Origin of the sequence: Nocardioides sp. J54, from assembly GCF_000519005.1 — a bacterium.
Classification (GTDB): Bacteria; Actinomycetota; Actinomycetes; order Propionibacteriales; family Nocardioidaceae; genus Nocardioides.
In genome coordinates, this window is the sequence record NZ_JAER01000002.1 from 1 (window position 1) to 20,619 (window position 20,619).

Here is a 20,619-nt window from a genome sequence, read left to right on the forward strand (position 1 = left end):
CTGGTGGTCGAGCACGGCTACGACGCCAGCACCCTGCAGACCGCCTTCGGCTCGATCGTTCGTGAGCTCGACCCCGACGCCACCATCATCAACACCGAGAAACAACGCGTCCGCGACGAGAAGGCAGCACACCTGTGCCGCTACCTGTCCATCNNCGANGACGGACGCGGCGGGGTCCGGNTCAAGGGCTACGGCACCATCGAGGACTCCGAACGCATCAAGACCGTCCTCCTCCCCCTCTCCGCACCCCTCACCACCGAACCCGGTGACTGCGGCGGCAAGAACCCCGACCCGGGTGCGCCCATGTTCGATGAGACCGGTGAGGCCACCCACCGCTCGTGTGCCGAGCCGGGTTGCGTGCACGACGGGCGGGATTCCCGCGACCACGGGAAGAGGTTGTGGGACGCCCTGGTCGATGCCTGNGACCGGCTCCGCGCCACCGAGACCCTTCCCCGTGACCACGGGGCCGTGCCGCGGATCATCGTCACCATCGACCACAAGTCACTCGTTCAGAAGGTCATCGACACCGGGGTCGCTGTCGAGGGTGAGACCACCACCGGAGCCCGACTGTCCGCCACCGCCGTACGCCGCCTCGCGTGTGACGCCGAGCTGATCCCCACCGTCCTCGGCAGCCAGGGNCAGGTCCTCGACGTCGGCCGCGCCCAACGGTTGGTGACCGCGGCGATCTGGGTCGCGCTCATCGCCCGCGACCACCACTGCGCCTTCCCCGGCTGCACCCGCCTCCCCCTCGCGTGCGATGCCCACCACATCCAGCACTGGGCCGACGGCGGCCCCACCAGCCTCGACAACCTCGTCATGCTCTGCCGCCACCACCACACCGTGGTCCACCACAGCCCCTGGACCGTCGCCATCGACCCCGACACCAGAAGACCCGTGTGGACCCCACCCCCACGCCTCACCCTCCAATCCCTCCAACGCCGCGCCACCTACCACCCCGCCACCGACGCTGCCTGATCTCCTGCCGCGCCGCCGCTGGTTGAGGTGCGAGGCGCCCCAGCGCCGAGCCTCGAAACCAGTGGCACCGGTCCCCCGGACCCAACCACGCAGAGCCCGCCTCGCAGGCCCGGAGGTTTCGAGGCTCGGCCGCGGGCGGCCTCGCACCTCAACCGCCGGGAGTCAGGCGGGGCGAACCCAAGTCTTGCCGCCACGCGGACCCGACCACCCACGGCCCAGCCATCCGCCGCTGGTTGAGGTGCGAGGCGCCCCAGCGCCGAGCCTCGAAACCAGTGGCCCGGTCCACCGGGAGACACGCTCCAGGGCGCTGCACATGTCCGCATCCGCCCAAAACGAACTCATCCCCACCCTGATCTCTCAGTGGTGGGGATGATCCCTGTGTCCGAGGGGGGACTTGAACCCCCACGCCCTAATACGGGCACTAGCACCTCAAGCTAGCGCGTCTGCCAATTCCGCCACCCGGACGAGTGCGGAGAAACCGTAGCAAAGGGTGTGCTCGGATGCCGCATCGGGACCACCCTTCGTCTCGTCGGCGGGTCCTCTACCAAGGGAAACACCAGCCTCACGGCCCCCAGCACCGGGACGGCGAGGTCGAACAGGCGACCGCGGCGACACGCCGGGCGGCTTGAACGGGCTGGGGTCGCCTGCAACGGTGGGAAAGGTCTCTGACCTCGAACCGAGAAGGCAATCAATGCTCACCCTGACTGAGAACGCTGCCACGATCGTCAAGCAGATGACCGACGCACCCGAGGCTGCCGAGTCCGCCGGGCTCCGCATCTCCGAGGCCGAAGCCGGCTTCGCCGTCACCGCGACCAACCAGCCCGAGGCGGGCGACCAGGTCGTGGAGCAGGACGGGGCGACCGTCTACCTGGACTCCAACGCGGCCGAGAAGCTCGATGCCATGGTGCTGGACGCCGGCGTCGACGACACGGGCGCCATCCAGTTCGGCCTGCTCGCGCAGGCCTGACGTCATCGACGAGGCCCGGGCACCCTCGGTGCCCGGGCTTCGTCATGTCTGGGCCTTCTGGGAGGCTGGCAGGCATGGAGCAGCTGCGGGTCGCGTTCGTCTCCGGCGTCATGCCGGACAAGTGGGCCCGGGTGTGGCGCGAGCGCAACCCCGCGATCCGGCTCGACCTGCTCCCGATCGACCAGACCGACCAGCGCGCCGTCCTCGACGACGGCACCGCCGACATGGTCCTGGCCCGGCTCCCCGTCGACCTCGACTCCCCCGCGCCGCTCCACTGCGTGCGCCTGTACGACGAGCTGCCGGTCGTCGTCGCCGGCCGCGACCACGTCGTCGCGGCAGTCGACGAGCAGGACGTCGTCGCGCCCGACGACCTCGTCGACGACCAGCTCGTCCTCCCCCACCCGTCCGGATGGCGGCCGACGGCTGACCAGCTCGACTTCCCGCCGATGACCGTGAAGGACGCCATCGAGGTGGCTGCGTCCGGCACCGGCATCGTCATCGTGCCGATGTCCGTCGCCCGGCTGCACCACCGCAAGGACGTCGTGCAGCGGGTCGTCGACCTGCCGCCGACCACCGTCGCCCTGCTGTGGCTGCGCGACGCCGACAGCCCGGTGCACCAGGACTTCGTCGGCGTCGTCCGTGGTCGCCGCGCCAGCAGCAGCCGCTGACCCGCTGGCCCAGGCTCAGGCCAGGTGGCTCGCCACCCACTCGCCGAGGACCCGGGCACTGCGGTCGACCATCGCGGTCCACTCCAGCGCGCTCTCGTCGGCGTTGTCCGACACGTGCTTGACCAGCCGCACCGGGACGCCGAACTCCGCGGCGACGTACGCGACCGCGTAGCCTTCCATGTCGACCAGCTGTGCCTGCTCGGCCAGGCGGGCGCGCACGAGCGGGTCGGTGACGAAGACGTCCCCGGTGGCGAGGACCGTCGCCGACTCCCCGACCACCAGCCGCTCACGTGGGTCGTAGCCGAGCGCCCGGATCGCGTCGGCGTTGAGGTCGTGGTTGATGACCGTGCCGACCTCGAAGAGCCCGTCGACGTGGTCGTGCAGCGCGCCGGCGGTGCCGATGTTCACCACCTCGACGTCGTCGAGGTCGCCCATCGTCGCGAGGCGACGCGCGAGGGCGGTCGCGGCGGCGGTCTTGCCCAGCCCGGTGACGAGGACGTCGAGGCCGGCGGGCACGTGGGCGGCTTCGGCCCGGGTCGCGGAGACGATCAGGTGGCGCGGCACGGCGACAACCTAGCGGCCGTGCTTGCGAGGATGGACGGGTGACCACCGTGCGCGCCACCGCCCCCGGTCGGGTGAACCTGATCGGCGAGCACACCGACTACAACGGCGGGCTGTGCCTGCCGATCGCGATCCCGCTCGGGACGACCGCCACGGTCACCCGTCGCGACGACGAGGCGGTGCACGTCACCAGCGACCGGGCTCCCGAGGGCTCCGCCTGGCGACAGTACGTCGACGGCGTGGTCGCCGAGCTCCGCACGCTCGGCTGGGCCGTGCCCGGCCTCGACATCGAGGTCACCAGCACGCTGCCCCTGGGCGGCGGGCTGTCCAGCTCGGCAGCGCTCGAGTGCGCGGTCGCCACCGCGGTCGCGGGGCTGCTCGGGCACGATCTCGTCGCGCACCTGCGCCGGGTCCTCGCCGAGGTCGCGCGCCGGGCCGAGACGCTGCACGTCGGGGCGCCCACGGGCGGGATGGACCAGCTCGCCTCCATGCTCGGACGGCCGGACCACGCCCTCCTCCTGGACTTCGCCGACCCCGAGCGCCCGGGCGTCACCCCCGTGCCCTGCCGTCCCGGCGCGGCGGGTGTCGTGCTCCTCGTGACCGACACCGGGGTGCGGCACCGGCTGGCCGACGGCGACGGCGGCTATGCCCAGCGCCGGCGCGAGTGCGAGGCGGGCGACCCGCGACGGTGGCGGCACGTGCAGTCCGAGAACGACCGCGTCCGCGCTGCCGCCGCTGCGATGGAGGCGGGCTCCTGGGGACGCGTCGGTGAGCTGATGGTTGCCTCGCACGTCTCGTTGCGCGAGGACTTCGAGGTGTCCTGCCGCGAGCTCGACCTCACCGTCGAGGCTGCGCTCGCCGCCGGAGCGCTGGGGGCGCGGATGACGGGCGGGGGCTTCGGCGGCTGCGTGGTGTCGGTGACGCACGAAGGCCGCGTCGACGCCGTACGGGACGGCATCGACGCGGCCTACGAGGCGGCGGGCCTCCCCCGGCCGGTCCACCACGAGGTGGTGCCGGCCGAGGGAGCCCGGCTCACTTGAGCTCGGCGCTCGAGAGCCCGAGGATCCGACGGGCGATGATCAGCTGCTGGATCTGCTGGGTGCCCTCGAAGATGTCGAGGATCTTGGAGTCGCGTGCCCACTTCTCGAGCAGCTCCTCCTCGCTGTAGCCGATCGAGGCGCACAGCTCGACGCAGGACAGCGTCACGTCGGATCCGACGCGGCCCGCCTTCGCCTTGGCCATCGAGGCCTCGAGCGAGTTCGGCTTGCGGTTGTCGGCCATCCACGCGGCCTGGAGGGTGAGCAGGCGGCCCGCCTCCCAGTCTGACTCGAGCTGGAGGAACTTCGCCGCCGCGGCGTGCTGCAGCACCGCCGGCTTGTCGTAGTCGACCTCGATGCCGGCCTCCTTGAGCAGGTCGCGGGTGAGGTCGAGCGAGGCACGGGCGCAACCGACGGCCATGGCCGCCACCAGCGGGCGGGTGTTGTCGAAGGTCGCCATCGCGCCGGCGAAGCCCTTCTCGACGTTGATCTCCGGGTCGCCGAGGAGGTTCTCCTTCGGGACCCGGGCGTCGGTGAAGGTGATGACAGCGGTGTCGGAGGCGCGGATGCCGAGCTTCTCCTCGAGCCGCTCGACCTTGACGCCGGGCGTGCCCTTCTCGACGACGAACGACTTGATCGCCGCCCGGCCGAGGGACTTGTCGAGCGTGGCCCACACGACGATGCAGTCGGAGCGCTCGCCGGAGGTGACGAAGATCTTCTCGCCGTTGATCACGTAGTGGTCGCCGTCGAGCACCGCGGTGGTGGAGATCGCGGCGGAGTCGGAGCCGAAGTGCGGCTCGGTGATCGCCATCGACGCCCAGCGGCCCTTGAACCGCTCGAGCTGCTCGTCGTTGGCCACCGACGCGATGGCCGAGTTGCCCAGACCCTGGCGCGGCATGGAGAGCAGCAGGCCGGTGTCGCCCCAGCACATCTCGGCGACCGAGGTGACCGACGCGAGGTTGGCGCCGTTCTTGACCGACGCGTCGTCGTCCTTGCCGTCGCGGCGGACACCCGTCGCACCGGCACCCTCGCTCGCGCCGGACTCGGAGAGCCCGTCGATCATCGCCGCGAGCATGTCGAGCTCCTTGGGGTACTCGTGCTCGGCGATGTCGTACTTGCGGGAGATCGGTCGCAGCATGTTCATCGCGACCTGGTGGGCCTGGTCGACCAGCGCCCGGTGCTTCTTCGGAACTTCCAGGTTGATGGCCATCAGACCAGCACCGTCCCTTCCATGATCCCGATGGCACGCAGGTCGCGGTACCACCGCTCGACCGGGTGCTCCTTGACGAAGCCGTGGCCACCGAGCAGCTGGACGCCGTCGAGGCCGATCTGCATGCCCTTGTCGGCGCACGCCTTGCGGGCCAGCGCGACCTCGCGGGAGAAGTCCTTGCCCGCGGCGGCGCGCGACGCGGCGCGGTAGGTCAGCAGGCGCATGCCCTGCAGCTCGATCGCGATGTTGGCGACCATGAACGCCACGGACTGGCGGTGGGCGATCGGCTCACCGAAGGCCTCGCGCTCCTTGACGTACGGCGTCACGTAGTCGAGCACGGCCTGCGCAGTACCGACGGCCAGGGCGCACCACGCCAGGCGGGAGAGGCGCACGCACTCGGTGTAGGTCGAGCCGTCGGTCTCGCCGAGCACCGCGTCGGCGGGGACCTTGACGTCCTCGAGGACCAGCTTGGTCATCGACGCGGCCCGCACGCCCATCGCGGGGTCGCCCTCGATGGACAGGCCCTCGGTCGAGGACTCGACGAGGAAGAGGACCGGCTTGCCGTCGAGCTGGGCGCCGACGACGAACAGCTCCGCGTGGTCGCCGCGGGCGACGAGGCTCTTGGTGCCGTTGAGCACGTAGCCGTCGCCCGACTTCGTGGCGGTGGTCGACGGGGACAGCACGTCGAAGAGCACGCTCGGCTCGTTGAGGGCGAGGGCTGCGGCCGGCACCTCGTTGCCGGTGGAGGCCGGCAGGTAGGTCTGCTGCTGCGCGTCGGTCCCCCAGAGGCCGATCGCGGTCGCGACCGAGCCCGGGGCGAGGGTGGCGACGGCGAGGCCCATGTCGCCCTTGGCGAGCGCCTCGGCGACGAGCGTGCCAGCCATCGCGGAGCGCTCCTCCGAGACACCGCCGAGCGACTCGGGCAGACCCAGGATCGGCAGCCCGATCTCGAGGCTCGCCTTGAGCAGGGTGTCGGGCGCGGCGCACGCCTTGTCGGCCTCGGCCGCGGCGGGACGCACGACCTCCTCGGCGAACTCGGTCACGACGTCGACGAGCATCTGCTCGTCCTCGGTCGGGGTGAGGTCGAAGACGCCGGAGCTCGCGGCCGCCGTCGGACGGGTGCCCGGCTGGCCCTTCTTCCCGGCCCTGGCGAACGTGCGGCTCGCGCTGGTCATCGTCTTGAACCCGGTGCGGGTGACCGAGAAGACAGCCTGCTCGGCGGGCTTGCGCATGCGCACCCGGTCGAGGAGGTCGGTCTGGGCGAGGCGGTTGAGGCCGGCGACCAGGTAGCCGATGGGGTCGCGGCTCTCGCTGCTCGGGACCCCGTTCTTGCCGCCCGGCTTGAGGTTGCTGATCAAGGACATGGACCAAATGTAACTGTGAGTTACACGTTGCGCTACACATGGGGTGACAAAGTTCGTTGTGATCCGCGCAGCACTCAGGGCGGGCGTCGGGGCGTCAGCGGGCGGGGATGCGGACCGGGACCGTCCGCTCCTCGACGGTCAGCAGGACCGACGAGGGCGTCACGCCGTTGATCAGCGTCGCGACGCGCGTGGTGCCACCGACGACGAGGGTGCCGCGGCTGAAGTCGGCGGGCACGAGGAACACGGCCGCCCGGGGCAGCGTGGGCGCCTTCACGTCCCGGCGCGGGAACCGCTTGCCGTCCGGACCGCGCAGGCTGAGGTGCCCCGCGTCGAAGTACGACGGCGTCGGGTCGCCGCTGCGGGTGTAGCTCACGTCGACGGCGAGGTAGGCGCGGTCGGTGCGCTGGGGTCCCTTCCGGCCGGCGAAGAAGAACAGCCGGGCCTCGCCGACAGTGAGTCGACGGCTCCGGTCCTGGGCGGCCAGCGGCTGGTCGGCCGTGACTGCGAGGTCGTCGGTGAGGCCGATGTCGACGGCGAGACGGGGGCGGACGAGGACCGCGACCTGGTTGTCCACCTTGCCGCCGGGCAGCGACACCGCCTGGCGAACGCCGTCCGCCGCGAACACGAGCTGGACCGGCGCGTCGTCGGGTGCGACGGCCACGAAGGTCGGGCCACCGGCCGGCAGTGCCCGCGCCGCGCCCCCGCCAACGACGAGGCGCAGGCCCAGGCGGGCCCAGCCCCGGCAACCCCGCGCCTGGCACGGCCCGTCAGCCAGCGTGAACGCCACCAGCCGGTGGCCGTCGGGCGCGATCGACCGCTCCTCGCCCGTGCCCACGGCGGGCACCACGCCGAGGGCCGGCACCGCGACCCCGCCGAGGCGGCCGGGCAGGGCGACCGGCTGCTCGAGGCGGGGCGGGCGGACCAGGTCCGTGGCCAGCACCGTCCCCGGCTCCAGGACTTCCGCAGCCGACAGCTCGGCCTCGGCGCCCGGACCCTCGGCGCGGGGCGTCGGGCGCTCGGAGGAGGGCTCGTCGTCGCGCTGCCACCACCAGCCCGCGGCCACCCCGCCCACGAGGAGGACGAGAGCGGCGGCCATGGCGACGAGGCGACCCCGGGCGCGGCGTGGAGGATCGGGGTGGGGCCGCGCGACCGGCGCCGGCCCGGACGGCGGTCCATGACCTGCCGAGACCGTGCCGTGGTGCTCGGTCCGGGGCGACGGCGGCCCAGCCGGCGGAGCGCGCGTCGGTGCGGGTGGCGGCGCGGCTGGCGGCGCCGCTGGTGGCGCGGCTGGTGGCGCGGCTGGTGGCGCGGCTGGTGGAGCGAGTGTCGGAGCCGGACCCGGTGGTGGCGCGGGGGCGCCCGGCGTCGGATCGTCCACCTTGCCGAGCGCGAACAGCAGGACCCCGAGGGCCCAGCGGGCCCCGTCCGCCTCCCGGGTCCCTCGCTGCTCGGCCAGCCGGGCGCCGTGCTGCTCGATGACCCGGGGAGCGTCGGCTCCCTCGCGGAGCTGGGCCAGGGCCCGGTGCAGGGTGCCGAGCCGGATCGCGTCGGCCAGCAGGTTGACCTCGCCCTCGGTCGCCGCGCCCTCGTCGAGGAAGTCGTCGACCGCAGCGCGGAACTCCACGGCGTCCATCAGGACGTCGCGGCCCGCCCTGTCGACCAGGTCGGCGAGCTCGCGGTGGAGAGCCACTCGTTCAGGCTGACAGAGGCAGGCCGTCAAGTCCGCGGAATTACCGTAAATTCGGGCATTCTGCGTGGTGACGTGACAGGCGGGCGAACCTACGCTGGAGGGATCTCGGGCGCCGCAGTCTCGTTCGTCCCACGGAGACCCCATGAAGCGCCTGCTCGTCCTCAGTGCCGTCGTCCCGCTCGTCGCGACGTTCCTCGTGATCACGGGCGCCCCGCCGGCGCGGGCCGCCAACAGCACCACCGTCGTGAACGGCTTCGACTACCCCTCATCGCTGACATACATCGAGCTGGGTTGCGAGACGCCGAGCGCCTCGGAGGTGTATGCGCTCTACCGGCGCGGCGGTGCGCGGGGGACTCATGCGACCGGTTTCAGGTTTGAGGCTGCGGACACCATGGCGGGCGCCTTGGGTCGGGTGTCGTCGCCATCGACCCTCCACACCGCGACCGTCAGGCTCTACTTCCCTGACCCGGGGGACAACGACACGGTGGCCGACGGCTATTTCGTCGTGCGCTACACGCTGTCGGGCGGCGAGGCATTCGTCGGTTACCACGGCCTCACCGCCCCCGGTCCCGGCGGCGCTTGGGTGACCAGCAAGAACCTCGCGACCGTCCAGCTCGGATGGGTTCGCGAGTCGGACGGCGAGTTCCTCGGCTACAACACCGTCGCAGGCTTCACCCAGGGCACAGTCGGGACTGCCCAAGCCGGCGTGGCGTTCGGGTGCGACGGACGGGACTACTACATCGACGACTTGCGGCTGTCGTCGGCCGCCGGCACGTCGTCGTGGGACTTCGAGGGCGCCCGGTCGCGGTCCTACATCTCCGCGACCCCGACCCACCACAGCGAGCGGCTCGAGCGCGACATCATCAGGTTGCGGCTGGTCCACGGCCAGGACCACCACCTGCTCGGTGACAGTGCAGGCGTGCCCGACGGGGTCGTGGGCAACGCCTACATCGCCGGCACGGCACGCCTCCACGCGCGGGGCTGGAACAAGGCGTCCTTCCGCCGGATCGGGACGGCGAGCTACACCGCGACCACCTACGCGCACTTCCGGATCAAGCCGTCGCGGCAGACGAGGTACCAGGTGCGCACCGTGCCCACCAGTCCCACGTTCGAGAACAGCTCGTCGAAGATCCTCCTCGTCACCGTCCAGCGACGGGTCCGGTCCCGGGTGGCCGACACCAGGATCAGGAGGGGCCAGCGGATCGTGGTCAGCGGCCACGTCCTGCCGCGCGACCGCGGTGTGGGGGTCACCCTCCAGCGACGGGTGAACGGCACCTGGCGGGCGGTCGGCCGCGCCACGACCGGGCGGTCCGGTGGCTACGTCGTCGGCGTGCGCGCCCGCAGCGTCGGGAAGTGGGTCGTGCGGGTCAAGGTCGCCTCCGCGAAGGGCAACGTGGGCAACGTGTCGCGCCCGCGGACGGTGCGCGTGACGCCGCCGCCCCCGAAGCCGTCGCCGGCACCGGCGCCGGTGACGCCGGTCGTGGACACCACGCCCATCCCGCCGACGCACAGCGTGGTGCCCATCAAGCGCCCGGTGGTCGGTGCGACCGTGGCCGACACCGCCGGCCCGGCCGCCCTGTCCGACCCGGTCGTCAGGGTGGTGCCGGAGCAGGTGGGCGAGCGCGCTGCGGTCCCGTTCGCCCGTCCCTGACCGCGCTTGCGAGCCCCTGACCCCCTCCGGCCGGCAGCGGTCGGGCGCCTCCTAGGATCGATGCATGGCGTGGGGAAGGAACGACGTGACGGACACCGGCGAGCCCGACGAGGTCGTGCACGCGCCGTACGGTCCGCTCCCCCGCGGCGGCAACGTCCGCCCGATGACGCGCTGGGGGACGCCGGTCATGCACCGGCCCCAGCAGAAGGTCACCTCGTTCGACGACGACCTGCGGGCGCTGGCCGCGGACATGGTGGCGACGATGTACGCCGCCGAGGGCGTCGGCCTGGCCGCCTGCCAGATCGGCGAGGACGTGGCGATGTTCGTCTTCGACTGCCCCGACGCCGCCGGCGAGCGCTGGGTCGGCGTGGTCTGCAACCCCGTGGTGCACCTGCCCGAGGGCAAGGACCGCCAGCTCGACGACAGCCCCGAGGGGTGCCTGTCGTTCCCGGGCGCGTTCGTCGACTGCGCGCGGCCCGACCACGCCGTCGTGGAGGGTGTCGGGCTCGACGGCCAGCCGGTGCGCTTCGAGGGGGACGGACTGCTCGCCAAGTGCCTGCAGCACGAGACCGACCACACGCTCGGCACCGTCTTCGGCGACCGGCTCGCGGCGCGCGCGATGAAGAAGCTGCGCAAGCAGCACGACGCGGCGGCGGACGAGTACCCGCCGGAGTGGCCCACCTGAGCCCCTCGCTGCGCTACGTTGCCGGACATGCCCGTCGACGCGCAGCTCGCCCCGCTCCTGCAGATGATCGAGGCGGGCACCCCGCTGCACGTGCTGAGCCCGGTCGACGCCCGCGCGTCGTTCCGCAAGCTCGCCGTCGACCTGCGGCCGCCGGAGAGCCTGGCCGACGTCGCCTCGGTCGAGGAGGCCAGCGTCGCCGGCGCGGACGGCCCGCTGGCTGCCCGCGTCTACCGACCGGCCGCTGACGGCCCGGTGCCGACGGTCGTGCTGCTGCACGGCGGCGGCTTCGTGATCGGTGACCTCGACACGCACGACGCGATGGCCCGCGCGATCTGCCACGGCACGCGGTCCGTGGTCGTCTCCGCGGACTACCGGCTGGCGCCGGAGGCGAAGTTCCCTGCCGCGGCCGACGACGCCATCGCGGCGGTGCGCGACGTGCAGGCCCGGCTCGGCGAGTACGGCGGCAGCGACGTCCTGGGCGTCGCGGGCGACTCCGCCGGCGGGAACCTGTCCGCCGTGGCGGCCCAGCACGTGCCCGGGATCGCGGCGCAGCTGCTCGTCTACCCGGCGACCGACGTGCTCGGTGAGTACGCCTCGCGCGAGGAGAACGCGACCGGCTACTTCCTCGACCAGCCGACCCTGCTCTACTTCATCTCGCACTACGCCGACGAGGCCACCGACCTCGCCTCGCCGAGGATCTCCCCGCTGCACGGCGAGCTCGCCGGCCAGCCCCCGGCGGTCGTGGTCACCGCGGAGCTCGACCCGCTCCGCGACGAGGGCGTGGCCTACGCGGACGCCCTGGCAGCTGCCGGGGTCGAGGTGCACCACACGACCTACCCCGGCCTGATCCACGGCTTCTTCGACATGGGCCCGTGGTCGGCGGCCTGCCAGCGGGCGATCGACGAGACGGTCGAGCGCTTCGGCGAGATCCTGAACCGGCACTGAGACCGGACCGGCGAGGGCCGGCCGGGACCCACCCACCCCGTCGCAGGAAGGCCTGCGGGCCGGTCTCACGGGCGCACGGCGCGCACCGACGCCCCGCGGCGCCGGGAGAAACTCTCAGCGGGGGCAACGGCGCCTGCCCGCAGCCGCTGCACGCTGCCCACCGTCCCGTGGGGCGAGACGGAGGGTGGCGGTCGTTGACGTCCGGTGTGGCCGGCCTTACATTCATCCCGAATCCCCATTCTAGAAGCGCTGCTCTAGAGCACCACCGAGCCAGCCGTCCCGGCTGGTCTCCTGACTGACAAGGCATTCCCCCATGTCTACGACGAACGTCTTCGAGGCGGTGAAGACCGGACGGATGTCCGGCATGCAGTGGCGCGCGGTGATCGTCGGCCTCCTGCTGATCGTGCTGGACGGCTACGACATCGCGCTGGCGTCGTTCGCCTCGCCGTACATCGCGCAGGGCCTCCGGCTCACCCCGCAGGAGCTGGGCTACGTCGGCTCCGGAGCCCTGGTGGGCATGTGCATCGGCGCCGGCCTGATCGCGCCGCTCGGCGACAAGTACGGGCGCCGCTTCAGCGCCATCCTCGGCTCGGTGCTGGCGACCGCCGGCATGGCGGTGTCCGCCTCCGCGGACGTCTTCGAGGTCCTCATCGTGGGTCGCGTGATCACCGGCGCCGGCGTCGGCACACTGCTCGCGGCGATCGCGGTGATCTTCTCCGAGTACGTCAACCGCAAGTTCTACGCGCTCGTGATGGGCCTGTACGCCGCCGGCGTGCCCCTGGGCACCCTGTTCGGCTCGCAGCTCGCCGGCCCGGTCATCGCCGAGCACGGCTGGCGCGCCGGCTTCCTCATCGGCCTCTTCGCCACCGGCGCCTGCATCCCGCTGACGCTGTGGGCGATCCCCGAGTCCCTCTCCTTCGTCGCGGGCAGCCGCAAGCCGGGCGCACTGAAGCGCTTCAACAAGCTGCTCACCTCGATGAGGATGCCGGCCGTCGACGCCCTGCCCGACACCAGCAGCCTGGCCAAGCCCAAGGTCCCGGTCTCGGAGGTGTTCCGCGGCAGCATGCTCGTGCGCACGCTGATGGCGATCGTGTCCTACTTCCTGTTCATGGCCGCGTTCTACTTCACGACCCACTGGTCGGCGAAGTACCTGGCCGACGTCACCGGCGACCACTCGATCGCGCCGCACCTGATGACGATGTACAGCGTCGGCGGGCTGATCGGCGTCGCCGTGTTCGCCGTCGTGACGGCGCGAGCCGCGAACCTGTACCTGATCACGGCCGGCGTCCTGCTGGTCTCCGCGCTGGGCATGGGCCTGTACGGCATGGCTGCCACCGCCCAGACCCTGCCGGTGCTGACCCTGTCGGTCGCCTCGGTGTTCCTCTCAGCGGGCACCGCCGGGTTCTACGCCGTGGTGCCCCGGCTCTACCCCGAGAAGATCCGCTCGACCGGCTACGGCATCGTCATCGGCGTCGGCCGCATCGGTGGTGTCGTCGGACCGTCGCTGGGCGGCTTCTTCTTCCAGCGCAACGTCGACGAGCGCCTGGTCTACTGGCTCTTCGCCATCCCGATGGTGCTCTCGGCCGTCATGCTGGTCGCGATGCGCGGCCTGCGCGACGGGCAGGACCTGGCCGACGAGGAGGCCGGGGCCACCATGGCGGGCGGGGCACGGCGCGCCGAGGAGCCCGAGAAGCCCACGGCGCTGGTCTGACCGCAAGAACCCCTGGCACGGGTGCGGACGTCCTCCGGGACGGCCGCACCCGTGCTGTGTTGGTCGGGCGGGGCCCGGCCTGTGCTGGACGAGAGACGAGGAGTGAGGAAGAACCATGGAGACGACTGACCAGAAGAGCGCCCAGCGGACCGCGCTCGTCGTAGCGGGCAGCAGCGGAATCGGCGCCGCGTCGGCCCGCGAGCTCGCCCGGACCGGCCACCGGGTCGCCGTGCTGGCGCGCAGCGAGGCGGCGGACGCCCTCGCGGCCGAGGTGGACGGCATCGCCATCAGGGGCGACTACACCGCGGACGGGGTGGTCGAGGCCGCGGTCACGCAGGTCCACGAGCAGTGGGGCCGCCTCGACGTCGTGGTCAACAGCGCGGGCCACGGCCCGAAGGGTGCGATGACCGAGCTGACCGGCGCCGACTTCGCCGCGGGGTTCGACATCTACTTCCACCACGTCGTGCGGGCCTGCCACGCCGCGCTGCCGATCATGCGCGCCCAGGGCGGGGGCTCGATCGTGAACATCTCCAGCGCGGTGCCGACCGAGCCGTCGCCCCGCTTCCCGACCTCCATGGTCGCCCGGGCCGCCCTCGGCACCTGGGTGAAGCTCTTCTCGACCGAGGTCGCCGCGGACGGGGTCCGGGTCAACAACGTGCTGCCCGGCTACACCGTCGACGACCCGGCAGCCGTGCCGTCGGAGTGGACCGCCGCCATCCCGATGCAGCGCGCGGCTGCCTGCGAGGAGGTGGCCCGGGCCGTCGCCTTCCTGGCCTCCCCCGCCGCGTCCTACATCACCGGCCAGAGCCTGCGTGTCGACGGGGGCACGACCCGCAGCGTCTGATCAGGCGCGGGCCGCCGGCTCGCCGCGCTGCTCCCGCGCGGCCTGGGCGTACCGCTCGACCAGGCCCTCGAGGGCCTGCGCGGCGAGGTCGGCGTACATCTTGAAGTCGAGGTCCACGTGCACGTCGGTGTTGGCGTGCACGTAGAAGCCGTCGTTGATGGCGAGCGAGAGGACGGCGAGCCGGGTCGCGAGGTCCGGGAACGCCTCGAGCACCTCGGGCGGGAGGGACTCCGCCACCCGTTCGACGTTGACGTCGAACATCCGCGCACGGATCTCCACGTAGCGCTTGCGCACCTCGCTGCCCTCGCCGAGGCCGCCCAGTCGCTTGTCGAGGGCCATCATCTGCGCGACGCGCAGGAAGGACTCCTCCAGCGTGTACTCTCGCTCCTCGCCGACCGGGCCGATGATGCCGCGCTCCACCTTGTCGCGCAGGCCGACCGGACCGGCGTAGACCTCCATCCACTTCTCGTAGCTGTGCTCGAGGAGGGCGACGAAGAGCTGTTCCTTGTTCGCGTAGTGCCAGTAGACCGAGCCGATCGGCAGGCCGGACTCCGCGCTGACGTCGGCCATCGTGGTGCCGTCGTAGCCGCGCTCGACCGCCAGCCGCAGGGCCGCCTGGAGGATCTGCGCCTTGGAATTCCCGGACTTGCTCCGTGCCGAGGAGCTGGGCGTTCGTCGAGCCATGGGGTGCAGCCTACGGCTCGCCGTGGGCGTCCGTTGCACGTGGGCCACGCCACTAGTATTCTCATTCTAGAATCGCGGTACTAGTGAGGACGGAACAGACATGACCTTTGCCGTAGCAGCCCTCAGCCACGCGCCTGTGCTCGGCCGCGTCGACCCCGGCGGCACCATCTACGAGGAGATCCTCGAGGCGGTTGCCCGGACCAGGGCGTTCGTCGAGGACTTCGACCCCGAGGTCGTGGTCTCCTTCGGGCCGGACCACTTCAACGGCGTGCTCTACGAGATGATGCCGCCCTTCTGCATCGGCGCCCAGGCCTTCGGCATCGGCGACTGGGGCACCTACGAGGGCCCGCTGCCCGTCGACGCCGACCTCGCCCGCCGCCTCCACTACGACGTGCTCGAGCAGGGCACCGTGGACGTCGCGCGCTCCGAGCGCCTGTACGCCGACCACGGGCTGCTCCAGTCGCTGGAGTTCATCTTCGGCGAGCGGTTCAGCCGCGAGTTCATCCCGGTCTTCGTCAACTGCGTCGGCAAGCCGCTGGGCCCGATGCAGCGCATCCGCCTGCTCGGCGAGGCGATCGGCAAGGCCGCGCTCAAGCTGGACAAGCGCGTGCTCTTCACCGCCTCCGGCGGGCTGTCGCACGACCCGCCGATCCCGGACTTCGACAGCGCGCCCGAGGAGGTCCGCGAGCGCCTGACGAGCAACAAGGTCACCCTGGAGCAGCGCCAGGCGCGCGAGGAGATGATCCTCAAGGCCGCCAACGAGAAGGCTTCCGGCTCGGACAAGTACAAGGACGTCAACTCCGCCTGGGACCGCGAGATCCTCGGCGTGCTGGCCTCCGGGGACCTGAGCCAGGCCGACGCGTGGCGCAACGACTGGATGGTCGCGCAGGGTGGCTCGGGCGCGCAGGAGATGCGCACCTGGCTCGCCGCCTACGCCGCGCTGTCCGCCGCCGGCGAGTACGAGACCGTCGAGGAGAACTACTGGGCCTCCAAGCCGTGGGGCTGCGGCTTCGGCATCGTGACGGCGAGGACCAGTCGATGACCCTCGACCGACCGTTCGCCACCCAGCACGAGACGCTCTGGTCGCAGATCGCCGACCGGGCGCACGTGCTGGAGTTCCCCGAGATCGCGGGCACCCGCACCCGCGTGCTGCGGGTCGGCGAGGAGAACGCCGGGCGCGGCACGATCCTCATGCTCGCCGGGACCACGGGGCACCTGGAGGCGTTCACGCACAACATCCGCGCGCTCTCCGAGCACTACCGGGTGCTGGCCTACGACTACCCCGGCCACGGCTACTCGACGCTCGCCGAGGGCAGCCTCGAAATCAAGGACTACGCCGACCACCTGCTGGCCCTCGTGGACCACTACGGCCTCGAGAAGCCGCACCTGTGCGGGGAGTCCCTCGGCGGCTGGATCGCGCTGAAGGTCGTGCCGGAGCACCCCGAGGTGTTCGGCTCGGTGATCCTCTCCGCCCCCGGCGGCCGGATGATCCCGCCCGCGAAGCTCAACGGCACGCAGAGCGTGTCCGCCGACGCCGTCGCCCAGCCGACCTGGGAGAACGTCAAGCGCCGCCTGGGCGTCGTCATCCACGACGAGGCGGCGATCAGCGACGAGCTCGTCGCCGTCCGGCAGGCGATCTACGCCCAGCCGGGCTTCGTGGCGTCCGCGAAGGCGATCGCCGCGCTGCGGACCCCGGAGGTCCGTGAGCGCAACGCGGTGGACGACAGCGACTACGCCCGCCAGCCGCTGCCGACGCTGCTGGTCTGGACCGACAACGAGCCCTCGGGGAGCCCTGAGGTCGGTGCGCACCTCGCCGAGCTGCTGCCCCGCGGCCGCTTCGTGCTGGCCGAGGGCGCCGCGCACTGGCCGCAGTGGGAGCGCCCCGACGTGTTCAACACCGCGGTCCTCGACTTCCTCGAGAGCCTGGAGGCCTGACATGACCATCTCCCCCACCTCGCTGCGCGAGGACCGCAGCCTCGACGAGGTCACCGACCTCCTCTGGGAGGCGACCCTCGCCAACACGAAGACCGACTTCGTGCACGACCACATCGACCCCGACGACATCGACGCGGCGTACGAGATCCAGCGCCGCATCGTGGCGCGCAAGATCGAGCAGGGCCGGGTCCGCGTCGGCCGCAAGGTCGGCCTGACCAACCCCCGCGTGCAGGCGGCCGTCGGGGTCCACGAGCCCGACTACGGCACGATCTTCGCCGACATGGTCTTCGAGTCGGGCGTCGTGCTGGACCGGTCGAGGTACATCCAGCCGAAGATCGAGGCCGAGGTCTGCATCGCGCTCGGCAAGGAGCTCACCAGCTCCGACCTCGCGTCGGTGGAGGCGGCGATCGAGTGGATCGCGCCGGCCTTCGAGCTGGTCGACGGCCACATGCCGCACTACCGCGGCACGATCGTCGACACCATCGCCGACAACGCCTACTGCGCCGGCATCATCATCGGCGAGCGGCAGGAGTACGGCGCCGTGGACCTCGCCGAGGTCGAGCTGTCCCTGTGCCGGGACGGTGTCGAGATCACCTCCGGCATCGGCTCCAACGTGATGGGCTCCCCGCTCAACGCGGTCTCCTGGCTCGCGCAGACCGCCATCGAGCAGGACCTCCCGCTGCAGGCGGGCGAGATCCTGCTGCCCGGCTCGATCGGCCTGATCATGGACTTCGACGACGGCCCGCTCTACACGGCCGACATCAGCGGCCTGGGCCGCGTCGAGGCCCGGTTCGGAGGTGTCCGGTGAGCACCCCCACCCCCGAGCAGGCGCTCGCCGTCCAGCAGCTCGTCCACGAGTACGGCTTCCGCAACGACCACGGGCAGGCCGACCGCCTCCACGAGCTGGTGACCGAGGACTACACCTCGACCGGACCGATGGGCACCATGAACGGCCGCGAGGCGCTGCGCACGTGGGGCCGGGCCCGGCTGTCGAACACCAGCCAGGTGCGCCACGTGCTCAGCAACCTGCGGGTCTTCGTCGAGGACGGCGTGCTCAGGGCGACCTCCTACTACGTCGCCTACCGCGACACCGGCGCCAACCCGGCCGTCCCGGCCAGCGTCGGTGAGTACCACGACACCTTCGCCGTCGTGGACGGCGAGCTGCGCCTCGCCGCACGCGAGGTGGTGCCGGTGTTCACCAACCCCGACGCGCCGCGCCCGGTGATCGGGGCGCCCAAGTGAGCCGCGTCCCGGCGTACCTGCACGTGGGCACCCGCTCGCAGCAGGTCGTGGAGACGGCGCTGCACGCGGGGTTCGACGGCGTCGTGCTGGACCTCCAGCACGGCGAGCTCGACCTCGGCTCCACCTCGACCATCCTGCGCTCGGTGCCGGGCTGCGTCGAGCGCACGCTGGTCCGGGTGCCCAGCCTCGAGCCCGGGGTCATCGGCACCGTGCTGGACGCCGGCGCAGGCGGCATCATCGCGCCCTGCGTCGAGAGCGCGGAGGAGGCGGCGGCCGTCGTGGCCGCCACCAAGTTCGCACCCGTGGGCGCTCGCAGCCTCGGGCCGCGGCGCCCCGGCCTGTACGACGACGCCGACCCCACCGGGGACGCCAACTGGCGGGTGTGGGCGATCGTCCAGATCGAGTCCCAGCTCGGCGTCGAGCGCCGTGAGGAGATCCTCGCGGTCGAGGGGCTCGACGGCGTGTACGTCGGCCCGGCCGACCTCGCGCTCACCATGGGCGAGGCGCCTCGCCTCGACTGGGAGGACGGCCCGGTCCGCGAGGCGATCGACGCCGTCCTCGCCACCGCCGGCGAGAACGGCCTCTCGCGCGGCATCTTCTCCGTCTCCGGCTCCTACGCCCGCGGCCTCGCCGAGGCGGGGTTCATCGATTTCGTCGGCCTCGGATCCGACCTCGGCCTGATGGCCCAGGCGACCAGGTCCCTCTTGGAAGGCTTCAACTGACATGAACGACGTCCAGGTCCTCGTGGTCGGCGCGGGTCCGACCGGCCTGACCCTCGCGAACATCCTCGGCCAGTACGGCGTGCGTGCCCTGGTCGTCGAGCGGCTGCACGAGCTGATCGACTACCCCCGCGCCATCGGCATCGACGACGAGGCACTGCGCTCGATGCAGGCCATCGAGCTCGTCGACGAGGTGCTCCCCCACACGGTGCCGCACCACATGGTGCGCGCCGTCAACGGCCGCGGCACGATCATCGCCGAGATGGCGCCGCAGACCGACGAGTTCGGCTGGTCGCGCCGCAACGGGTTCATCCAGCCGCTGGTCGACCGCGTGCTGCTCGAGGGGCTCGAGCGCTTCGACCACGTCGGCGTGCGCCTCGGCCACGAGCTCGTGGCGATCACCCAGGACGAGTCGGGCGTCCGCGCCACGCTGCGCGTCGTCGACACCGGCGCGACCGTCGAGGTCACCGCGGACTACCTCGTCGGCACCGAGGGCGGCCGCTCCTTCACGCGGGAGTGGATCGGCGCGGAGTTCGAGGGCATCACCCTGCGCAAGCGCGTGCTGGTCGTCGACGTCGAGGACGACCCGCTGGGCACGCCCAACGCGATCTTCGGCGCCGACCCGGTCCGCGCCTGGGCGACCTTCGGCCTCCCCCACGGCATCCGCCGCTGGGAGTTCATGCTGAACGACGACGAGTCGGTCGAGCTCGCCGAGTCGGACACGTTCGTGCGGCGCCTGCTCGACGAGCACATCCCGAACCCGGAGCGGCTCAACATCATCCGGCGACGCGTCTACACCCACAACGCGCGGATCGCGTCCACCTGGCGCAAGGGACGGGTGTTCCTCGCCGGCGACGCGGCCCACGTGATGCCGGTCAACGCCGGTCAGGGCTGGAACTCCTGCATCCGGGACGCCGTCAACCTGGGCTGGAAGCTCGCGACCGTCCTGAAGGGCGCCGCGGCCGACGAGCTCCTCGACACCTACGAGCTCGAGCGCCGTGACCACGTCAAGGGCATGGTCGACCTCTCGGTCGGCATGGGCAAGGCCTTCGCGGGCGACGGTCGCGGCAAGGAGCTCATCCGCCTCGCCGCCGGTGTCGTGGTCGACAAGGTCCCCGCCGTCAAGCGCTACATCGCCTCGATGCGGTTCAAGCCGATGCCGAAGTACACCCGCGGCGCGGTCGTCGCGGCCGACCCGATCGTCACGAAGTCGGTGCTCAAGGCGCACGGCCCGAACCGGTCCGTCGGCACCCTGTTCATCCAGCCGCGCGTGAGCGACGAGACCGGCGCGGTCCGGCTCCTCGACGACGTGCTCGGCCTGCGCTGGGCCGTGCTCGCGTGGAACAACGACCCGAAGCGCCTGCTGTCCAAGGAGGCCGTCGCGGACCTGGAGCGCCTCGGTACGGTGTTCGTCCAGGCGGTGCCCGAGGTGCAGCGCCCGTGGGCGGCCGAGCGTGCCTCCGAGGGCGTGCTGACCATCGGCGACGCCCAGGGCCGCCTGAAGAAGTGGTTCGACGACAAGCCGGTCTCGGTGCTGTTCGTCCGCCCCGACCGGGTCGTCGCCGCGGAGAGCCTCGCGGTCCAGGCCGTCGACACCGCCGAGCGCCTGCTCGACGCCGTGGCCTACCAGGCCGAGCCGGTCGCGAGCCGCTGAGGAGGACCCCACCCGCGGTGCAGCGCCCGGGCCGGACGTCCCCGTCGCCCCGGGCGCTGCGCCCCTCAGCGCCACCT

The 20,619-nt window shown here is 71.9% G+C and carries 20 protein-coding genes and 1 tRNA gene; 15 read left to right on the top strand and 6 right to left on the bottom strand.

Annotation, left to right across the window (positions count from 1 at the left end; translation table 11 throughout):
• Nucleotides 1–3 precede the first annotated feature (3 nt).
• Nucleotides 4–975: a DUF222 domain-containing protein gene (locus NOCJ54_RS27915; RefSeq protein ID WP_442937271.1), complete on the top strand. Its 972-nt coding sequence runs from the start codon at nucleotides 4–6 to the stop codon at nucleotides 973–975.
• Between the two features lie 379 nt (nucleotides 976–1,354).
• Here the strand turns inward: NOCJ54_RS27915 and NOCJ54_RS0101300 are convergent.
• Nucleotides 1,355–1,440, bottom strand: a tRNA-Leu gene (locus NOCJ54_RS0101300).
• A gap of 226 nt (nucleotides 1,441–1,666) precedes the next feature.
• Between NOCJ54_RS0101300 and NOCJ54_RS0101305 the strand changes: the two genes are divergently transcribed.
• Both NOCJ54_RS0101305 and NOCJ54_RS0101310 read left to right on the top strand, forming a co-directional pair.
• On the top strand, nucleotides 1,667–1,942 hold the full coding sequence (locus NOCJ54_RS0101305) for a Fe-S cluster assembly protein HesB (RefSeq protein ID WP_028654006.1): 276 nt from the start codon (nucleotides 1,667–1,669) through the stop codon (nucleotides 1,940–1,942).
• Nucleotides 1,943–2,016: 74 nt separating this feature from the next.
• Entirely contained in the window at nucleotides 2,017–2,610 is a 594-nt protein-coding gene (locus tag NOCJ54_RS0101310) for a LysR substrate-binding domain-containing protein (protein WP_036516481.1), read from the top strand.
• A gap of 15 nt (nucleotides 2,611–2,625) precedes the next feature.
• Here NOCJ54_RS0101310 and NOCJ54_RS0101315 read toward each other — a convergent pair whose 3' ends face one another.
• Nucleotides 2,626–3,174 carry a nucleosidase gene (locus tag NOCJ54_RS0101315; RefSeq protein ID WP_028654008.1) on the bottom strand — a complete coding sequence of 183 codons (549 nt, stop codon included), beginning with the start codon at nucleotides 3,172–3,174 and terminating at the stop codon, nucleotides 2,626–2,628.
• Between the two features lie 38 nt (nucleotides 3,175–3,212).
• On the opposite strand from NOCJ54_RS0101315, the gene NOCJ54_RS23310 reads away from it, so the two are divergent.
• The gene (locus NOCJ54_RS23310) at nucleotides 3,213–4,211 is read left to right on the top strand and encodes a galactokinase (protein ID WP_051485361.1); all 999 of its coding nucleotides are present in this window, start codon (nucleotides 3,213–3,215) and stop codon (nucleotides 4,209–4,211) included.
• Here the strand turns inward: NOCJ54_RS23310 and NOCJ54_RS0101325 are convergent.
• The 3 genes from NOCJ54_RS0101325 to NOCJ54_RS0101335 all read right to left on the bottom strand — a co-directional run bounded on the left by NOCJ54_RS0101325 (nucleotide 4,204) and on the right by NOCJ54_RS0101335 (nucleotide 8,472).
• Nucleotides 4,204–5,418, bottom strand: a complete 1,215-nt coding sequence (locus NOCJ54_RS0101325) for an acyl-CoA dehydrogenase family protein (RefSeq protein WP_028654009.1) — start codon at nucleotides 5,416–5,418, stop codon at nucleotides 4,204–4,206. The genes NOCJ54_RS23310 and NOCJ54_RS0101325 overlap by 8 nt on opposite strands.
• Nucleotides 5,418–6,782 carry an acyl-CoA dehydrogenase family protein gene (locus NOCJ54_RS0101330; RefSeq protein WP_051485362.1) on the bottom strand — a complete coding sequence of 455 codons (1,365 nt, stop codon included), beginning with the start codon at nucleotides 6,780–6,782 and terminating at the stop codon, nucleotides 5,418–5,420. The genes NOCJ54_RS0101325 and NOCJ54_RS0101330 overlap by 1 nt, the downstream gene beginning before the upstream one ends.
• A gap of 94 nt (nucleotides 6,783–6,876) precedes the next feature.
• The gene (locus NOCJ54_RS0101335; protein WP_028654011.1) at nucleotides 6,877–8,472 is read right to left on the bottom strand and encodes a hypothetical protein; all 1,596 of its coding nucleotides are present in this window, start codon (nucleotides 8,470–8,472) and stop codon (nucleotides 6,877–6,879) included.
• 142 nt (nucleotides 8,473–8,614) lie between these two features.
• Here NOCJ54_RS0101335 and NOCJ54_RS29280 point away from each other — a divergent pair, with 142 nt between their 5' ends.
• From NOCJ54_RS29280 to NOCJ54_RS0101365, 5 genes are all read left to right on the top strand, one after another.
• Nucleotides 8,615–10,123: a hypothetical protein gene (locus tag NOCJ54_RS29280; RefSeq protein ID WP_028654012.1), complete on the top strand. Its 1,509-nt coding sequence runs from the start codon at nucleotides 8,615–8,617 to the stop codon at nucleotides 10,121–10,123.
• Nucleotides 10,124–10,187: 64 nt separating this feature from the next.
• On the top strand, nucleotides 10,188–10,808 hold the full coding sequence (def, locus tag NOCJ54_RS0101345) for a peptide deformylase (protein ID WP_084254862.1): 621 nt from the start codon (nucleotides 10,188–10,190) through the stop codon (nucleotides 10,806–10,808).
• A gap of 27 nt (nucleotides 10,809–10,835) precedes the next feature.
• Nucleotides 10,836–11,753, top strand: coding sequence for an alpha/beta hydrolase (locus NOCJ54_RS0101350; RefSeq protein ID WP_028654014.1), 918 nt, complete (start codon nucleotides 10,836–10,838; stop codon nucleotides 11,751–11,753).
• A 313-nt stretch (nucleotides 11,754–12,066) separates the two neighbouring features.
• Nucleotides 12,067–13,464, top strand: a complete 1,398-nt coding sequence (locus NOCJ54_RS0101360) for an MFS transporter (protein WP_084254863.1) — start codon at nucleotides 12,067–12,069, stop codon at nucleotides 13,462–13,464.
• 115 nt (nucleotides 13,465–13,579) lie between these two features.
• The gene (locus NOCJ54_RS0101365; protein ID WP_028654016.1) at nucleotides 13,580–14,308 is read left to right on the top strand and encodes an SDR family oxidoreductase; all 729 of its coding nucleotides are present in this window, start codon (nucleotides 13,580–13,582) and stop codon (nucleotides 14,306–14,308) included.
• Here NOCJ54_RS0101365 and NOCJ54_RS0101370 read toward each other — a convergent pair whose 3' ends face one another.
• The gene (locus tag NOCJ54_RS0101370; protein WP_028654017.1) at nucleotides 14,309–14,992 is read right to left on the bottom strand and encodes a TetR/AcrR family transcriptional regulator; all 684 of its coding nucleotides are present in this window, start codon (nucleotides 14,990–14,992) and stop codon (nucleotides 14,309–14,311) included.
• Nucleotides 14,993–15,092: 100 nt separating this feature from the next.
• On the opposite strand from NOCJ54_RS0101370, the gene NOCJ54_RS0101375 reads away from it, so the two are divergent.
• The 6 genes from NOCJ54_RS0101375 to NOCJ54_RS0101400 are packed head-to-tail and all read left to right on the top strand — an operon-like array spanning nucleotide 15,093 to nucleotide 20,542.
• A complete protein-coding gene (locus tag NOCJ54_RS0101375; RefSeq protein ID WP_028654018.1) occupies nucleotides 15,093–16,034 on the top strand; it encodes a 3-carboxyethylcatechol 2,3-dioxygenase in 942 nt (313 codons plus the stop codon).
• A complete protein-coding gene (locus tag NOCJ54_RS0101380) occupies nucleotides 16,031–16,927 on the top strand; it encodes an alpha/beta fold hydrolase (protein ID WP_051485363.1) in 897 nt (298 codons plus the stop codon). Before NOCJ54_RS0101375 ends, NOCJ54_RS0101380 begins: the two co-directional genes overlap by 4 nt.
• A gap of 1 nt (nucleotide 16,928) precedes the next feature.
• The gene (locus NOCJ54_RS29750; RefSeq protein ID WP_028654020.1) at nucleotides 16,929–17,735 is read left to right on the top strand and encodes a 2-keto-4-pentenoate hydratase; all 807 of its coding nucleotides are present in this window, start codon (nucleotides 16,929–16,931) and stop codon (nucleotides 17,733–17,735) included.
• On the top strand, nucleotides 17,732–18,169 hold the full coding sequence (locus NOCJ54_RS29755) for a nuclear transport factor 2 family protein (RefSeq protein WP_051485364.1): 438 nt from the start codon (nucleotides 17,732–17,734) through the stop codon (nucleotides 18,167–18,169). The genes NOCJ54_RS29750 and NOCJ54_RS29755 overlap by 4 nt, the downstream gene beginning before the upstream one ends.
• A complete protein-coding gene (locus tag NOCJ54_RS23325) occupies nucleotides 18,166–18,891 on the top strand; it encodes an HpcH/HpaI aldolase family protein (RefSeq protein WP_051485365.1) in 726 nt (241 codons plus the stop codon). The genes NOCJ54_RS29755 and NOCJ54_RS23325 overlap by 4 nt, the downstream gene beginning before the upstream one ends.
• Before the next feature lies 1 nt (nucleotide 18,892).
• Nucleotides 18,893–20,542 carry a bifunctional 3-(3-hydroxy-phenyl)propionate/3-hydroxycinnamic acid hydroxylase gene (locus NOCJ54_RS0101400; RefSeq protein ID WP_028654021.1) on the top strand — a complete coding sequence of 550 codons (1,650 nt, stop codon included), beginning with the start codon at nucleotides 18,893–18,895 and terminating at the stop codon, nucleotides 20,540–20,542.
• Nucleotides 20,543–20,619 lie beyond the last annotated feature (77 nt).

Bases quoted from the DNA above. Each gene is read 5' to 3' on its own strand.
- NOCJ54_RS0101305 (WP_028654006.1), top strand. From the start codon at position 1,667: ATGCTCACCCTGACTGAGAACGCTGCCACGATCGTCAAGCAGATGACC.
- NOCJ54_RS0101310 (WP_036516481.1), top strand. From the start codon at position 2,017: ATGGAGCAGCTGCGGGTCGCGTTCGTCTCCGGCGTCATGCCGGACAAG.
- NOCJ54_RS0101325 (WP_028654009.1), bottom strand. From the start codon at position 5,418: ATGGCCATCAACCTGGAAGTTCCGAAGAAGCACCGGGCGCTGGTCGAC.
- NOCJ54_RS0101330 (WP_051485362.1), bottom strand. From the start codon at position 6,782: ATGTCCTTGATCAGCAACCTCAAGCCGGGCGGCAAGAACGGGGTCCCG.
- NOCJ54_RS29280 (WP_028654012.1), top strand. From the start codon at position 8,615: ATGAAGCGCCTGCTCGTCCTCAGTGCCGTCGTCCCGCTCGTCGCGACG.
- def (WP_084254862.1), top strand. From the start codon at position 10,188: ATGGCGTGGGGAAGGAACGACGTGACGGACACCGGCGAGCCCGACGAG.
- NOCJ54_RS0101350 (WP_028654014.1), top strand. From the start codon at position 10,836: ATGCCCGTCGACGCGCAGCTCGCCCCGCTCCTGCAGATGATCGAGGCG.
- NOCJ54_RS0101360 (WP_084254863.1), top strand. From the start codon at position 12,067: ATGTCTACGACGAACGTCTTCGAGGCGGTGAAGACCGGACGGATGTCC.
- NOCJ54_RS0101365 (WP_028654016.1), top strand. From the start codon at position 13,580: ATGGAGACGACTGACCAGAAGAGCGCCCAGCGGACCGCGCTCGTCGTA.
- NOCJ54_RS0101370 (WP_028654017.1), bottom strand. From the start codon at position 14,992: ATGGCTCGACGAACGCCCAGCTCCTCGGCACGGAGCAAGTCCGGGAAT.
- NOCJ54_RS0101375 (WP_028654018.1), top strand. From the start codon at position 15,093: ATGACCTTTGCCGTAGCAGCCCTCAGCCACGCGCCTGTGCTCGGCCGC.
- NOCJ54_RS0101380 (WP_051485363.1), top strand. From the start codon at position 16,031: ATGACCCTCGACCGACCGTTCGCCACCCAGCACGAGACGCTCTGGTCG.
- NOCJ54_RS29750 (WP_028654020.1), top strand. From the start codon at position 16,929: ATGACCATCTCCCCCACCTCGCTGCGCGAGGACCGCAGCCTCGACGAG.
- NOCJ54_RS0101400 (WP_028654021.1), top strand. From the start codon at position 18,893: ATGAACGACGTCCAGGTCCTCGTGGTCGGCGCGGGTCCGACCGGCCTG.